This is a genomic window from Brachybacterium squillarum M-6-3 (assembly GCF_000225825.1).
In the GTDB taxonomy this organism is placed as follows: domain Bacteria; phylum Actinomycetota; class Actinomycetes; order Actinomycetales; family Dermabacteraceae; genus Brachybacterium; species Brachybacterium squillarum.
Map to the genome: position 1 here is coordinate 348,450 of NZ_AGBX01000006.1, position 15,523 is coordinate 363,972.

The window sequence follows — 15,523 nt, forward strand, 5'->3', positions numbered from 1 at the left end:
GCCCGCCGGCCCGTCGCCGTGCCCGCGGGCATCGCCGTCCCCGCCCCGGGAGGGTTACCGCTTCGTCACGGCTCCGTGGCTGGGGACGGGACCTTTCTCCCGCGCGCGTAGACTGTCCGATCACAGAGGCAGGAGGCGTGCGATGACGGATCGACCCGAGTCCGAGGACTCCGCGGCCCGGACCCAGGCCGCCCCGGCGCCCGGTGCCCGCGCGGAGACCCCCACCTCCCCGCCCTCCCCGGCGACCAGCACCGGCGCGATCCGGCGCCCCCGCTCCCGCCTGGCCTTCTTCGGCTCCCGCGGCGGCAGCACCGCCGTCGACCCTCTGCTGGCGCCCCTGCTGGAGACCATGGGCTCGGTCAGCCCCAAGGAGGACCTGGGCCTGGTCCAGCGCGCCTACACGGTGGCCGAGCGCGCCCACCGCGGTCAGCAGCGCAAGAGCGGCGACCCGTACATCACCCATCCGGTCTCGGTGGCGACGATCCTCGCCGAGCTGGGCTCCCCGGCCGAGGTGGTCGCCGCGGCGCTGCTGCACGACACCGTCGAGGACACCGACTACTCCCTCGATCAGCTCCGCGCCGACTTCGGCGAGGTCATCGCCGTGATGGTCGACGGCGTCACCAAGCTGGACAAGGTCACCTATGGCGAGGCCGCCCAGGCCGAGACCGTGCGCAAGATGATCGTGGCGATGAGCCGCGACGTGCGGGTGCTGCTTATCAAGCTCGCCGACCGCCTCCACAACGCCCGGACCTGGAAGTACGTCCCGGCCGCCTCCGCGGAGCGCAAGGCCAAGGAGACGCTGGAGATCTACGCGCCGCTCGCGCACCGCCTGGGCCTGAACACCATCAAGTGGGAGCTGGAGGACCGCTCCTTCCAGGTGCTCTACCCCAAGGTGTACGAGGAGATCGTGGCGCTGGTCGCCCAGCACGCCCCCGCCCGCGAGCAGTACCTGCGCAGCGTCTCCGGCCAGATCCTGGAGGACCTCAAGCAGGCCCGCATCAAGGCCGAGGTCACCGGGCGCCCCAAGCACTACTACTCGATCTATCAGAAGATGATCGTCCGCGGCCGCGACTTCGCCGACATCTACGACCTGGTCGGGGTGCGGGTGCTGGTGGACACCGTGCGCGACTGTTACGCCGTGCTGGGCACCCTGCACGCGCGCTGGTCCCCGGTGCCCGGGCGCTTCAAGGACTACATCGCCCTGCCCAAGTTCAACCTCTACCAGTCGCTGCACACCACGGTGATCGGCCCCACCGGCAAGCCGGTGGAGATCCAGATCCGCACCTGGGAGATGCACCGCCGCGCCGAGTACGGTGTCGCCGCCCACTGGAAGTACAAGGCGATGGCCGGCGGCGCTCCCGGGGGAGCGGCCGCCCAGCCGATCGCCAGCGAGGGCGCCTGGCTGCGCCAGCTGATGGACTGGCAGAAGGACACCACCGACTCCGGGGAGTTCCTGGACTCGCTGCGCTTCGAGATCAACACGCAGGAGGTGTACGTCTTCACGCCGAAGGGGGACGTGCTCGCCCTGCCGCAGGGTTCCACCCCGGTGGACTTCGCCTACGCCGTGCATACCGAAGTGGGCCACCGCACGATCGGCGCCCGCGTCAACGGCCGCCTGGTCTCCCTCGAGTCGACGCTGGACACGGGCGACGTGGTCGAGGTCTTCACCTCGAAATCGCAGGAGGCCGGGCCCAGCCGTGACTGGTTGGGCTTCGTGAAGTCCCCGCGGGCCCGCTCGAAGATCCGCCAGTGGTTCACCAAGGAGCGCCGCGAGGAGGCCCTCGAGCGCGGCCGCGAGGAGCTGGCCAAGGCGCTGCGCCGCCAGGACATCCCGATGCGGCGCCTGCTCACCCACGAGACCCTGAACGCCGTGGCGGGGGACCTCAACCTCGGCTCCATCGACGCCCTGTACACCTCGATCGGGGAGGGCCACACCGGCGCCCAGAACGTGGTGGAGAAGCTGCGCGCCACCTTCGGCGGCAGCGACGGCGCCGAGGAGGACGTGGCCGAGTCCACCGTCCCCACCTGGGTGCGCCCCCCGGCGCCGAAGGACCGCTCCGAGCGCCGCACCGCGCAGACCGATCAAGGGGTCGTGGTCGACGGCCAGACCGATCTGTGGGTGAAGCTCGCCAAGTGCTGCGGCCCGGTGCCGGGCGATCCCATCGTCGGCTTCGTGACCCGCGGCAACGGCATCTCGGTGCACCACCGGGACTGCTCCAACGCCGTGCAGCTCACCGAGCAGCAGCCGGACCGGATGGTGCCGGTCTCCTGGTCGGGCCGCCACAGCACCGCCTACCTGGTGCACATCAAGGTGGAGGCCCTGGACCGGCCGCGGCTGCTCACCGACCTCGCGCTGGTCATCTCCGATCAGCAGGTGAACCTGCATTCGGCCTCGGCGCAGTCCAACGCCGACCGGCTCGCCGCGACCTACTTCTCCTTCGAGCTGGCGGATCCGACGCATCTGGCCGCCGTGCTCTCCCAGGTGCGCAAGGTGGAGGGCGTCTACGACGTCTACCGGGTGACCGCCGACGGCAAGGCCGTGGGCGCCTCGGAGCCGCTGACCGTGGTCTGATCCCCGGCGACGGACCCGATCGCCCCGGTCGCTCCGGGGAGCCCGTCCCGCGGCGGCGGGATGATCCGTCGGGGCGCGGGACGGCCGTCCGGCGACGGCGGCTCTTCCTCCTCGATCCGCGGCGGGGCCTCCCGGCACCGCTGCTCGACGGTGGGCCCGACCTCCCGCGCCTGTTCCCGCGCCCGTCCCTGTTCCCGCTCCAGCTCCGCGCGGAGCGTCCGCAGACAGCGCCGTGCCCCGGGGGCGCGCGGATGCCGGGGCAGCCGCCCCAGCCGCTCCGCGATCCCGCGCAGGTCCGTGTGGCCGCTGCACACCAGCTCCGCGACCAGCGCCAGCCGGTCGCGGTCGGGGTCCGAGCGCAGCAGGTCCGCGCCGGTGCGGGCCGGGACCGTCATCGGCACCCCGCCGCGGGTCTCCACCTCCTCGGCGCCCAGCCGCGAGGAGCGCACCGTCACCCCCGGGATCGTCGCCCGGTGGGCGGTGGAGAACAGCTCGACGCCGGCCGGCGGAGGGCCGCCCAGCACCACCCAGGCCGCGGAGGCCCCCGCCAGCACATGGTCCCGTCGCAGGTGCTCGCCGAGCGCGCAGCCGATCGCCAGCGCGCGCCCGACGGCGCTGTCCAGCAGGTCCGGGGGCAGGTAGATGCCCGGCAGCAGCCGCACCAGCAGTCCCTCGGCCACGAGCACCGCGGTGGAGGGACTCTCCGCGGCCGGGTAGACGGCGGCCGCCACGGGCTGCGCGAGCTCGGCCGCGTGCCGCGACCAGGCGGCGCAGGCGACGCGCGGCTCCCGACGGCGTCCGTCGGTCGCGGCGCCGGCCCCCACCCGGGTCTCCGACGTCTCCGCGTCCCGGTCGCCGACGGGGCTCGGGCCGAACTCCGCGCGCGCCGCGGCGGGCAGTCGCGGGGGCGGGGTGCCGGGGTCGAGGGAGTCCATGCCCCGAGCCTCCCGGTTCGCGGCCGGGACGACAACGGGGCCCGTCCCGGTGTGGACGGGCCCCGTGGTCGGGGAGGAGCAGTCGTGCTCAGCCGAGGTCGCGAGCGGAGCGCTCGATCACGGCGAGCCACTCACGGCGGGCCTCCAGCGCCGCCTCGGCCTCGGCGACGCGCCGCGGGTCGCCGGATGCCTGCGCCTTCTCCAGCGCCTCCTCGTAGCCGCTGATCGCGGACTGCAGCTGGGAGGAGGCTCCCTCGACGCGCGCCTTGGTGCGCGGATCGGTGCGGCGCCACTCGGCCTCCTCGGCCTGCTTCACCGAGCGCTCGATGCCACGCAGCTTGTCCTCCACGCGCCGCAGGTCGCTGCGGGGCACCTTGCCGGCGTCCTCCCAGCGGTCCTGCACGGAGCGCAGGGTCTCCTTGGCGGCATCCAGGTCGGTCGAGGGGTCGATCTGCGCGGCCTCCTGCAGCAGGGACTCCTTGACGGCGAGGTTCTCCCGCTGCTCGGACTCGGTGGCTTCGAGGTCCGCGTTGCGGGCGGCGAAGAAGGTGTCCTGGGCGGCCTTGAAACGCGCCCACTGGGCGTCGTCCTTCTTGCGGGAGCCGCGGGGCGCGCGGCGCCACTGGTCCATCAGGTCCTTGTAGGCACGGACCGTGGGGCCCCAGTCCGTGGAGTCCTGCATCTCCTCGGCGCGAGCGATGAGCTGCTCCTTGGTGCGGGCCGCCTCCTCGTGCTTCTCGTCGAGCTGCGCGAAGAACTGCTTGCGGTGCCGGTCGAAGGTGGAGCGGGCTGCGGAGAGCCGCTTCCACAGGGCGTCCTCGGTGGGCCGGTCGAGGCTGACGTCCTCGGTCTGCATCCGCTTCCAGGTGGGCACCATCTGGCGCATCGTCTCCCCGGCGCTGCGCCAGGAGATCTGCTCGGGCGGGGTCGCGACCAGGGCCTCGATCTCCTCGACGAAGGCGGTGCGGCGCTCGACGGCACCGGCCCGCGCCTCGGCGCGGCGGGCCTCGAGCCCGGCGATCAGGGACTTGGCCTGCTCCCGCAGGTCGTGGGCGCGCTGGCGCAGAGCGGGGATGTCCCCGACCACCTGTGGCTCCTTCATGTTCTTGCGGAGGTTCTCCAGCAGTCGGTTCAGCTCGTTGTGGGTGTGCTCCGGCGCGGCGAGCTTCTCCTCGGTGAGGTCCAGGAAGGCCACCAGGTCCAGGTAGCCCTTCGCATAGGGCTCCAGCGGGTCGCCCTCGGCGGCGGCGTCGACGCTGCCGATGGTGCGCACCTGGGTGCCGTCCTGCACGGTGACGGTGCCGTCCTCAGCGACCGCGCCGAACTCCTTGGCGGCGGCGATCTGCTCGGCGTCGTACTCGGCGGCCGGGGGAGCGGCGGGCAGCAGCGGGGCGGCCGGCTTCTTCCCGGCCAGGGCGGCGGGGGAGGGCACCGCGGGGCGCGGGCCCGGCGCGGGCTGCTCTGCCGTCGCCGCCTCGTCAGCGGGGCCGTTCCCGGCATCGTCCGTGACGAAGACCGCGGTCTCCGCGGTCGTCTCCGCGGAGGATTCGGCGGTCGCCGCCGTCGGATCCGGGGCCTGCTCGGCGGCGGTCTCCGGGGAGGAGGCGGGGGTCGTCGGGGTCTCGGACTCGCTCACGGGGAGCTCCTTCGATCGGATCCGCCCTCGGCGGGCGGGACGAGCCATCGGGGTCGATGGCCGGGCGGTCGGGACGCATGCCCCCGCGGGGAGGGACACGTCACGGAACTCTACCGCGCACGCGGGCCGGCACGAGGCGGCGCCCGCCCCCACCGACCGGCGCGGACGGGGATAATGGGTCGGGCTCCGCGCCGGGCGACCGGACGCGGGCCACGGCTCCACCGTCGACCCCAGCAAAGGACCTCCCCGCATGGCGAAGATCTCCGCCCTGTCCGGCTTCCCCGAGTGGCTCCCCTCCGAGCGACTCCTCGAGCAGCACGTCATCGACGTGTTCCGCGAGGTCGCCGAGCTGCACGGGTTCTCCGGCATCGAGACGCGCGCGGTCGAGCCCCTCGACCAGCTGCTGCGCAAGGGCGAGATCGACAAGGAGGTGTACGTGCTGCGCCGCCTGCAGGCCGAGGACGGCACCGAGGACGCCACCGCGGACCCCTCCCGCACCCTGGGCCTGCACTTCGACCTCACCGTGCCGCTGGCCCGCTACGTCCTGGAGCACCAGAACGACCTGGCCTTCCCGCTGCGCCGCTACCAGATCCAGAAGGTCTGGCGCGGGGAGCGCCCCCAGGACGGCCGCTTCCGGGAGTTCTACCAGGCCGATCTCGACGTGATCGGCCAGGACAGCCTGCCCGGGCACGTGGAGGCCGAGGTGGCCGTGGTGATGGCCGAGATCCTCTCCCGCCTGCCCCTGCCCCCGGTGCGGATCCACGCCAACACCCGCCGGCTGTCCGAGGGCTTCTTCCGCTCCATCGGCTTCGCGGACCACACCCCCGTGCTGCGCGCCCTGGACAAGCTCCCCAAGATCGGCGACGAGGCCGTGGCCCGCCTGCTGCGCGAGGAGGCCGGCGCCACCGAGGAGCAGGCCGCCGCTGCGCTCGCCTTCGCCGGCATCCGCACCGCCGACGCCTCCTTCGCCCAGCAGGTGCGCGACCTCGGCGGCACCGGCGAGATGCTCGAGCAGGGCATCGCCGAGCTCACCGCCGTGCTGGAGCGCGTCGAGGTTGCCGTGCCCGGGGTGATCCTCGCCGATCTCTCCATCGCCCGCGGCCTGGACTACTACACCGGCACCGTCTTCGAGAGCTTCCTCGAGGGCCACGAGTCCCTCGGCTCGATCTGCTCCGGCGGCCGCTACGACGAGCTCGCCGCCGACAACCGCCACCGCTACCCCGGGGTGGGCCTGTCGATCGGCCTCTCGCGCCTGGTCTCCCGGATGATCTCGGCGGGCCTGGCCCGGCCCAGCCGCCCCGTGCCCACCTGCGTGCTGGTCTCGGTGGCCGAGGAGGAGTCGCGTCCCGCCAGCGAGGCCGTCGCCCGGTCCCTCCGCTCCCGCGGGATCGCCTGCGAGGTCGCCCCCACCGCGGCCAAGCTCGGCAAGCAGATCCGCTACGCGGACCGGCGGGGGATCCCCTTCGTCTGGTTCCCCGGCGGTGACGGCGACGAGGTCAAGGACATCCGCTCGGGCGAGCAGACCTCGGCCGACGCCGCGAGCTGGGAGCCCCCGGCCGCGGACCGCACGGTGCGGCTGGTGGGCGTCGCGCAGGTCTGACGCCGTCCCGGCCCGGGACGTGTGAGGGCTCGCACATTGCGGCCAGGAGGGAATGCACCGGCGCCCGGCGGCGTTGGGCGGGACATGGCTACCGTCACCCTGACCACCGAGAACCACGACGAGACCGTCCAGGACGGCGTCGTCCTGATCGACTTCTGGGCCGGCTGGTGCGTTCCCTGCCAGCGCTTCGCCCCGATCTTCGAGGAGTCCTCCGAGCAGCACGAGGACGTCACCTTCGCCAAGGTCGACACCGAGGACCAGCAGCAGCTGGCCATGCGCTACGGCGTCACCTCGATCCCGACCCTGGTCGCCTACCGCGAGGGCATCCCGGTGTTCTCCCAGGCCGGCGCCCTGCCCGCCTCCGCCCTGGAGGACCTCATCGGCCAGGTGAAGGGCCTCGACATGGACGAGGTCCGCAAGGCCTACGCCGAGGCGCAGGAGCAGCAGGACGCCAACAGCTGACCGCTCCGCCCGGACGGCCGGGACGAGCAGGGGCCCCGCACCGATGATCGGTGCGGGGCCCCTGCCGTGCCAGGACGGTCACGGCGACGTCCCGCGCCGCACCGGGGCGGCGCGACGCCCTGTGACGCTCCGGACCCATGGCCGTATCGTCCGTCTCGTCCGTATCGCCCGACACGTCCTCCTCCGGCTCCCGCTTCACCTGGATGGACCTGTTCTGAGGACTCGCCGTCGTCCTGGTGACCGCGAACCACGCGGCCGACGAGAGCACCAGCGAGGCCATCCGTGGGGTGATGGCCGCCCTGGGCGACTACCGCATGCCGGCCCTCCTCCTGCTGTCCGGGATCCTGCTTCCGCGGTCCCTGACCAAGCCCACCGGCGTGTTCATCAGCGGAAAGCTCCGTCTCATCGCCTGGCCCTGCCTGGTGTGGTCCGCGGTGATGCTCGGCATCTTCGGCCCCGAGCTCGGGCTGACCTGGCGCTGGTGGCTGCTCGCCGAGCCGTCCCACGTCTGGTACCTCAACGCCCTGCTGATGTACTACCTGCTCGGGCTGCTGCTGCGCCGCGTCCCGCCCCTCGTCACGGCTCTCGCCCTGCTGGCCCTCTCGGTCCCCCTGGCCGTCTTCTCCTACCCGGGGGACGTGCCCGGGATGGTCTGGCACCGGCCCTGGTACGGCTTCTTCTTCTTCCTCGGAGCCGCCCTGCAGCCGCACCTGAACCGGGTGATCGGGCTGCGCGGCTGGGTGATCGCCCTCGCCACGCTCGCCTCCGTGCCCTGGGTGGTCCACACCGTCCGCGTCAGCGAGACCTTCAACGGGGGAGTGGTCGCCGCGCTGATGTCCGCCGTGGGTCTCATCGTGGTGGTGTGGCTCGCCCCCCGGGTGCCGCGCGGACGAGTGGCGCGCGCCTTCGAGTGGATGGGGAGGAACTCGATCGTGATCTACCTGGTGCACTTCCCCTCGATGTTCGCCTGGCACCAGATCGGCTTCTCCGCCGACGGTGTCCTGAACTACCTGGTGATGGTCGCGCTGTCGCTGGGAGCCGGGGTGGTGGCGGTCCGGCTGCGGCCCTGGTCGTGGTCCCTGTACGAGTTCCCGGACCTGCGCGCACGTCGGCGACGACGGCGTGAGGCCGCGGCCGCGGCCGGCTGACCGTGCAGGAGGGCCCGCACCGACGCTCGGTGCGGGCCCTCCCGCGCTCCGGGCCGGGCCCGGGTCATGCGGTGGTCAGTCGCGGTGGCCGCGGTGCCCGCCCTCGTTCCTGCGGAAGGAACGGTCCCCGCCCTTGGGGAAGGGGCGGTCGCCGCCGCGAGGACCACGGTGGTCCCCGCCGCCGCGACGGTCGTCGCGCGGGCCGCCCTTGCCGCCCTTGGGGCCGTGGTCGGGGGCGATCCGCAGGGTGCGACCGGCGATCTTGGCGCGGCCGATGGAGGAGAGCTGCTCCTCGCTGAGGGTGCCGCGGATCTGCACCAGGGCGAAGGAGCCGAAGATCGAGATCTTGCCGACGTCCTTGCCGTTGACACCGCCCTCGCCGGTGATGGTGCCGACGATCGACGGCGGCTTGGCGCCGTGGCTGTGGCCCACCCCGATGCGGTACTGGGTGTAGCCGTTCTCCGCGCGGGGGGCGTCGGAGCCGCCGCGGCGGTCGTCCCGTCCGCGGTCCTCGCGATCGCCGCCGCGCTGCTGGGTGAACTCCTCCTCCTCGGGGGCGCTACCCGGGCCGCCGTCGCCGACGCTCATCGCGCCCAGCACGGTCGCCAGCTCGGCGGCGTCCATCTCGTGCTCGGCGAGGAAGGCGTCGACCTGCTCGCGGTACAGCTCCAGCCGGCCGCGCTCGCGGCGCGCCGGCACCTCGGCCAGCAGGCTCGCCATGCGGTGCTTGGAGACGTCCCGCGGGGAGGGGATCACGGCCTCCTCGAGGCGCTGCTTCGTGGCGCGCTCGATGTTCTTCAGGGTGCGCCGCTCGTGGGGGCCGATGAAGGTGAGGGCCTCACCGGTGCGGCCCGCGCGGCCGGTGCGGCCGATGCGGTGCACGTAGGCCTCCGGCTCGCGGGGCACGTCGAAGTTCACGACCAGGCCGATCTTCTCGACGTCCAGGCCGCGGGCTGCCACGTCGGTGGCCACCAGGATCTTCAGGGAGCCGTCGCGGAGCCGCTCGACGAGCTTCTCGCGCTCCTTCTGGGGTACGTCGCCGCTGATGGTGGCGGCCACGTGGCCGCGGGCCACCAGTGCGGCGCCCACCTCCTCGGCGGCGGCGCGGGTGCGCACGAAGACGATCGCGGCCTCGGCGTCGGAGGTGGCCAGCACGCGGGAGAGCGCACCGGTGCGGTGCTTGAAGGGCACCAGCGCGTAGGTCTGGTGCACGCTGGAGACGGTGGAGGACTGCGGGGTGACGCTCACCTGCACCGGGTGGCGCATGTGGTCGTCGGCGACCTTGCGGATCGCCGGGGGCATGGTGGCGGAGAACAGGGCCACCTGACGCTCTTCGGGGGAGTGGGAGAGGATCTCCTCGACCTCCTCCGCGAAGCCCATCCGCAGCATCTCGTCGGCCTCGTCCAGAACCGCGAAGCGCACCGCGTCCAGGCGCAGCGAGCGGCGGCGGATGTGGTCCATCACGCGACCGGGGGTGCCGACGACCACCTGGGCGCCGCGCTGCAGGGCGCGCTCCTGGGGGCCATAGGGGGAGCCGCCGTAGACGGCGACCACGTCGAGCCCGCCGATGGAGGTGGCGAAGGAGGAGATCGCGTCGGCGACCTGCATGGCCAGCTCGCGGGTGGGGGCCAGCACCAGACCCTGCACCGCCTTCAGCTCGGGGTCCACCGCGGCCAGCAGGGGCAGGCCGAAGGCGGCCGTCTTGCCGGTGCCGGTCTGAGCGACGCCGATCACGTCGCGGCCCTCCAGCAGCGGCGGGATGGCCTGCTCCTGGATGGCGGAGGGGGTGGTGAAGCCGAGGTCCTCCACCGCGCGGCGCAGTGCCGGGGGCAGGTCCAGGGCATCGAATCCGGCGGGGGCGGCCGGGGCGGCGGGCGCGTCGTCCGCCGCGGCGGCGTCGGCCGCGTCCTCGGGGGCGGGGGTGGCCGTGGCCGTGTCGGCGGGGGTGGCCGGGTCCTCGGCAGGGGAGTGGGCAGGGGAAACGTCGCTCATGGCGTCCTTCGGCGGAGGGGGTGGATGGTCTCCCGCGCCGGTCCCCGCACAGCGCGGGAGGGCTTCGACGTCTCGGGAGAGGACCCGCACGGACACTTCACGACGGCCTCGCCCGGGATCTCCCGTGGCGGCCAGGTCACAACGATGGTGCAGGTCGGACAGTGATCCAGTCTACGGATGAGGGAGGTCTCCGACCAGGCCCGCCGTGGCGACATCCCTCACCCCGGGCGCTACGCTGAGACCTTCGCGCCCCCGGACGCGAGCACCCCATCCGCCGGGCGGGCACCGCCCGTCCCACGTCGAAGGACACCCCGTGCTGCGCACCCACCACGCCGGCGAGCTCCGCCCGGAGCACATCGGACAGACCGTCACCCTCACCGGATGGATCGGCCGACGCCGTGACCACGGCGGCGTGACCTTCCTGGATCTGCGCGACGCCTCGGGCGTCGCCCAGGTCGTGGTCCGCGAGGACGAGGCGATGCACCTGCGCAACGAGTACGTGCTGCGCGTGACCGGCACCGTCGACCGCCGCCCCGAGGGCAACGAGAACGCGGCCCTGCCCTCCGGCGAGGTCGAGGTCACCGCCACCGAGGTGGAGGTGCTGAACTCGGCCGCACCGCTGCCCTTCCAGCTCGACGCCCACACCGAGGTCGGCGAGGAGGCGCGCCTGCGTTACCGCTACCTCGACCTGCGCCGCGAAGGCCCCGCCCGCGCCCTGCGCCTGCGCTCGGACATCAACCGCGCCGCGCGCGACACCCTGCTGGAGGACGGCTTCGTGGAGGTCGAGACCCCCACCCTGACCCGCTCCACCCCCGAGGGCGCCCGCGACTTCCTGGTGCCCGCGCGCCTGGCCCCCGGCTCCTGGTACGCCCTCCCGCAGTCGCCGCAGCTGTTCAAGCAGCTGCTCATGGTCGGCGGCGTGGAGAAGTACTTCCAGCTCGCCCGCTGCTACCGCGACGAGGACTTCCGCGCCGACCGCCAGCCCGAGTTCACCCAGCTCGACATCGAGATGGCCTTCGTGGACCAGGAGGACCTGATCGCGCTCGCCGAGCGGCTGCTGGTGAACGTGTGGAAGGTCGCCGGTCACGAGATCGCCGCCCCGATCCCGCGCATCACCTACGCCGAGTCCATGCGCCGCTACGGCTCCGACAAGCCCGACCTGCGCTTCGACCTCGAGCTCACCGAGATGACCGAGTACTTCGCCGAGACCCCCTTCCGGGTGTTCCAGGCCCCCTACGTGGGGGCCGTGGTGATGGCCGGCGGCGCCTCCCAGCCCCGCCGCACGCTGGACGCCTGGCAGGAGTGGGCCAAGCAGCGCGGCGCGAAGGGCCTGGCCTACGTGCTGATCCAGGAGGACGGCACCCTCACCGGCCCGGTCTCCAAGAACCTCTCCGAGGCGGAGAAGGCCGGCCTCGCCGAGAAGGTCGGCGCCCGGCCCGGCGACTGCGTGTTCTTCGCGGCCGGCGAGCCGAAGGCCTCCCGCGCCCTGCTCGGCGCCGCCCGCGACGAGATCGCCGAGCGCCTCGGCCTCATCGACCACGACGCCTTCGCCTTCGTGTGGGTCGTGGACGCCCCCATGTTCGAGCCGGCCGGCGACGCCGTCGCCGCGGGCGACGTGGCCGTCGGCTCCGGCGCCTGGACCGCGGTGCACCACGCCTTCACCGCGCCCAAGCCCGAGTTCGCCGACACCTTCGATACCGACCCCGGCAGCGCGCTGGCCTACGCCTACGACATCGTCTGCAACGGCAACGAGATCGGCGGCGGCTCCATCCGTATCCATCAGCGGGAGATGCAGGAGCGCGTCTTCGAGGTGATGGGCATCGACGAGGAGGCCGCCCAGGAGAAGTTCGGCTTCCTGCTGGACGCCTTCGCCTTCGGCGCCCCGCCGCACGGCGGCATCGCCCTGGGCTGGGATCGCGTGGCCGCGCTGCTGGCCGGCACCGACTCCATCCGCGAGGTCATCGCCTTCCCGAAGACCGGCAACGGCTACGACCCGCTCACCCAGGCCCCCGCCCCGATCCCCGCGCAGCAGCGCAAGGAGACCGGCGTGGACGCCAAGCCCGCCGCGAAGAAGACCGAGCAGCAGAAGGACGGGAAGCAGGACGAGACGCAGGACGGGGCCGCCGCCTCCGCCTGACGCCGGGCACCGCCGCCCGAGCACGAGGAAGGCCCCGCACCGGTCGGTGCGGGGCCTTCTCGGGTCCTCCCGGGTCGGGGGAGCGGGTCAGCGGGGCTGCTCGCCGTGCTTGATCTGCGGGCGCGGCAGCCGGAAGCGGCGGATCTGGATGGCGCGCATGATGCCGTAGCCCACCAGGCCCGAGCCCACCGCGCCGAAGGCCTCGGTCAGCTCCCGGCGCAGGCGGCGGCGCAGCAGGAAGGAGTCGATGACGCACAGGGCGATGCCGCCCCACAGCACCAGGATCATCGCGAAGCTCACCGAGGTGTACAGGTCAGCGTTGATCAGCGGCACCACCAGGGCCACCACGAAGAACACCAGCGCGACAGGGAAGAAGTACTCGGCGAGGTTGTGCCGGGAGTCGACCACGTCGCGCACCAGGCGGCGGTCGCGGCCGCGGTGCTGCAGCGGCATCTTCGACTCGTCGCCGCTGACCAGCGCCTGCTGGGACTCGGCGCGCTCCCGGGAGGCGCGCTCGCGGTCGCGCTTGCGGGCCTGCTTGCGGTCCTGCACCACCAGGGGTCGACGGCGCGCGGCCTCGGCCTCCTTGCGGGTACGGGTGGGCCGGCCCTTCGCCCCGGGGCGCGTCTCGGCGACCGGCTCCGGCTGGGAGGTGGAGTTCTCGTCGGATTTGCGGAAGATCACCAGGGCATTCTAGGTGACCGCCCCGCCCGGCCGCGCATCCGGGTGAGGCGCGCCGCGGGTACGGTGGAGGCCATGAGCACCCCCTCCGCCGGACCTTCCCAGCCCCCGATCGACGAGCAGGCCGCCCGCGCTCTCCACGAGCGCCTCGAGCCCCTGCTCCCCGCCGCGATCGAGGACCTCGAGAACCTGGTGCGGATCCCCTCGATCGCCTTCCCCGGCTACGACCGCGCCCCGGTGCACCGCAGCGCCGAGGAGGTCGCCCGGCTGCTGCGCGAGGCCGGCCTGCCCGAGGTCGTCATCCGCTCGGTCGAGGACGGCGCCCCTGCCGTCATCGGTCGTCTCCCCGCCCGCGACGGCGCCCCCACCGTGATGCTCTACGCCCACCACGACGTCCAGCCCACCGGGGACCCCGAGGCCTGGAGCTCCGCGCCCTTCGAGCCGACCCGCCGCGGGGACCGCCTCTACGGGCGCGGCGCCGCCGACGACAAGGCCGGGGTGATGGCCCACGTCACCGCGCTGCGTCTGGTCGGCGAGGAGCTCGCCGCCGCGGGCATCGGCGTGACCGTCTTCGTGGAGGGGGAGGAGGAGGCCGGCTCCCCGACCTTCCGCCCCTTCATCGAGGCCCACCGCGAGCAGCTGGCCGCCGACCTCATCATCGTGGCCGACTCCGCCAACTGGGCCGTCGGCACCCCGGCGCTGACCACCTCCCTGCGCGGCGTGGTGGACCTCGTGGTCACCGTGCGGGTGCTCGAGCACGCCGTCCACTCGGGCCTGTTCGGCGGACCCGTGCTGGATGCCCCCACGCAGCTCGCCCGGCTGCTGGCCACCCTCCACGACGAGCGCGGCGAGGTCGCGGTGCCGGGCCTCGTGCGCGCCGCGGATCCCTCCGTCGAGATGCCCGAGGAGGACTACCGCCGCGACGCCGGCGTGCCCGAGGGGCAGGCACTCTCCGGCACCGGTCCGCTGGCCGCCCGGCTCTGGGCCCGTCCCGCGATCTCGGTGATCGGCATCGACGCCCCCAGGGTGCGCGACGCCTCCAACACCCTGGTCCCCGCCGCCTCCGCGAAGATCTCCCTGCGCATCCCGCCCGGGGAGGATCCCGCCTCGGCGATGGACGCCCTCATCGCCCACCTCGAGGCGCAGGCCCCCGACACCGCCCAGGTGCAGATCCGCCGCGGTGAGCAGGGCAAGCCCTACGGCGCCCGCCAGGACGCCCCCTCGATGGACCTCGCCCGCGAGGCGCTCGGCGCCGCCTGGGGCACCGCGCCCGTGGACACCGGGCTCGGCGGCTCCATCCCCTTCATCGCCGATCTGCTGGAGGTGTTTCCCTCCGCCGAGGTGCTGGTCACCGGCGTCGAGGACCCCTCCTCCCGGGCCCACGGCCTCGACGAGTCCCTGCACCTGGGGGAGTTCGCCCGGGTGTGCGTCGCCGAGGCCCTGGTGCTGCGCGGCGCCGACCGCCTGCGCGCCGGCGCCGACGGGGCCGGGGGATGAGCGCCCCCGGCCGCCCGGAGGGGGACCGCCGCAGCGAACCGGTCTCGGCCCTGATGGTGCCGCTGCTGTTCCTCGGCCTCGTGATCGGCTTCCTCGCCGGCTACGTGCTGCTGTGGTGGGGCGCCCTGGTGGTCGCCGCGGTGCTGGTGCTCTCCCTCTCCTGGGTGCTGCTGGGTCGCAACCGTGACGCCGTCACCGGGCTGCTGGTGGGCACCGTGATCGGCTACCTGGTCGTGCTGGCGCTGGCCTTCTTCCGCGGCGTCCTGTTCTGAGCCCTGTCCCGCCTCGTCGCCCGGGAGGCCGGGAGCCGGTGTGGCCTCCGCCGCGGGCGGACGTCCTCGCATCCCCGCTCGCACGGGCGTAGGCTGGAGGGGAACATCCGTGCCCGAGGAGGACCGCATGACCACCACCACCGAGGCCCCCAGCGCCGCCCACGGCGTCACCCTGACCACCGAGGCCGCCTCGAAGGTCAGCTCGCTGCTGGAGCAGGAGGGTCGCGACGACCTGCGCCTGCGCATCGCCGTGCAGCCCGGCGGCTGCTCCGGCCTGATCTACCAGCTCTACTTCGACGAGCGCCTGATGGACAACGACCTCACCGTCGACTTCGACGGCGTCGAGGTGGTCGTCGACAAGATGTCCAGCCCCTACCTCTCCGGTGCCGTGATCGACTTCGCCGACACCATCGAGAAGCAGGGCTTCACCATCGACAACCCGAACGCGCAGAGCTCCTGCGCCTGCGGCGACTCCTTCTCCTGAGGCACCGCCCCACCTGAGACACCGCGGGGCCCGCATCGTGTCGACGTGCGCGCATCCGCCCGGCGGCACCCCTGCCGCCCACCCCGGGCCCGCCCGGCGACATCCCG

The 15,523-nt window shown here is 73.5% G+C and carries 11 protein-coding genes and 1 pseudogene; 8 read left to right on the forward strand and 4 right to left on the reverse strand.

What is annotated here, in order from left to right:
• The first annotated feature begins 142 nt into the window (after positions 1-142).
• On the forward strand, positions 143-2,572 hold the full coding sequence (locus tag OM98_RS09405) for a RelA/SpoT family protein (protein WP_010534366.1): 2,430 nt from the start codon (positions 143-145) through the stop codon (positions 2,570-2,572).
• Here the strand turns inward: OM98_RS09405 and OM98_RS14855 are convergent.
• Both OM98_RS14855 and OM98_RS09415 read right to left on the reverse strand, forming a co-directional pair.
• Positions 2,512-3,507, reverse strand: a complete 996-nt coding sequence (locus OM98_RS14855; protein ID WP_010534367.1) for a hypothetical protein — start codon at positions 3,505-3,507, stop codon at positions 2,512-2,514. The genes OM98_RS09405 and OM98_RS14855 overlap by 61 nt on opposite strands.
• An 88-nt stretch (positions 3,508-3,595) precedes the next feature.
• Positions 3,596-5,143 carry a DUF349 domain-containing protein gene (locus OM98_RS09415; protein WP_010534368.1) on the reverse strand — a complete coding sequence of 516 codons (1,548 nt, stop codon included), beginning with the start codon at positions 5,141-5,143 and terminating at the stop codon, positions 3,596-3,598.
• Between the two features lie 250 nt (positions 5,144-5,393).
• Between OM98_RS09415 and hisS the strand changes: the two genes are divergently transcribed.
• The 3 genes and pseudogenes from hisS to OM98_RS09430 all read left to right on the forward strand — a co-directional run.
• Entirely contained in the window at positions 5,394-6,743 is a 1,350-nt protein-coding gene (hisS, locus tag OM98_RS09420; protein ID WP_010534369.1) for a histidine--tRNA ligase, read from the forward strand.
• Positions 6,744-6,827: 84 nt separating this feature from the next.
• On the forward strand, positions 6,828-7,205 hold the full coding sequence (gene trxA / locus OM98_RS09425; protein ID WP_010534370.1) for a thioredoxin: 378 nt from the start codon (positions 6,828-6,830) through the stop codon (positions 7,203-7,205).
• A 230-nt stretch (positions 7,206-7,435) separates the two neighbouring features.
• Positions 7,436-8,353, forward strand: a pseudogene (locus tag OM98_RS09430) (acyltransferase family protein); the annotation flags it as partial.
• Positions 8,354-8,428: 75 nt separating this feature from the next.
• Here OM98_RS09430 and OM98_RS09435 read toward each other — a convergent pair.
• The gene (locus OM98_RS09435; protein WP_010534372.1) at positions 8,429-10,345 is read right to left on the reverse strand and encodes a DEAD/DEAH box helicase; all 1,917 of its coding nucleotides are present in this window, start codon (positions 10,343-10,345) and stop codon (positions 8,429-8,431) included.
• Between the two features lie 313 nt (positions 10,346-10,658).
• Between OM98_RS09435 and aspS the strand changes: the two genes are divergently transcribed.
• A complete protein-coding gene (gene aspS, locus OM98_RS09440) occupies positions 10,659-12,482 on the forward strand; it encodes an aspartate--tRNA ligase (RefSeq protein ID WP_010534373.1) in 1,824 nt (607 codons plus the stop codon).
• A gap of 87 nt (positions 12,483-12,569) precedes the next feature.
• On the opposite strand, the gene OM98_RS09445 is transcribed toward aspS, so the two are convergent.
• On the reverse strand, positions 12,570-13,166 hold the full coding sequence (locus OM98_RS09445; protein WP_010534374.1) for a DUF3043 domain-containing protein: 597 nt from the start codon (positions 13,164-13,166) through the stop codon (positions 12,570-12,572).
• 72 nt (positions 13,167-13,238) lie between these two features.
• Here OM98_RS09445 and OM98_RS09450 point away from each other — a divergent pair, with 72 nt between their 5' ends.
• The 3 genes from OM98_RS09450 (at position 13,239) to erpA (ending at position 15,416) form a co-directional block, all read left to right on the forward strand.
• Positions 13,239-14,660 carry a dipeptidase gene (locus OM98_RS09450; RefSeq protein ID WP_010534375.1) on the forward strand — a complete coding sequence of 474 codons (1,422 nt, stop codon included), beginning with the start codon at positions 13,239-13,241 and terminating at the stop codon, positions 14,658-14,660.
• On the forward strand, positions 14,657-14,932 hold the full coding sequence (locus OM98_RS09455; RefSeq protein ID WP_010534376.1) for a hypothetical protein: 276 nt from the start codon (positions 14,657-14,659) through the stop codon (positions 14,930-14,932). Before OM98_RS09450 ends, OM98_RS09455 begins: the two co-directional genes overlap by 4 nt.
• Positions 14,933-15,059: 127 nt before the next feature.
• On the forward strand, positions 15,060-15,416 hold the full coding sequence (erpA, locus tag OM98_RS09460; RefSeq protein WP_010534377.1) for an iron-sulfur cluster insertion protein ErpA: 357 nt from the start codon (positions 15,060-15,062) through the stop codon (positions 15,414-15,416).
• Positions 15,417-15,523: the final 107 nt, after the last annotated feature.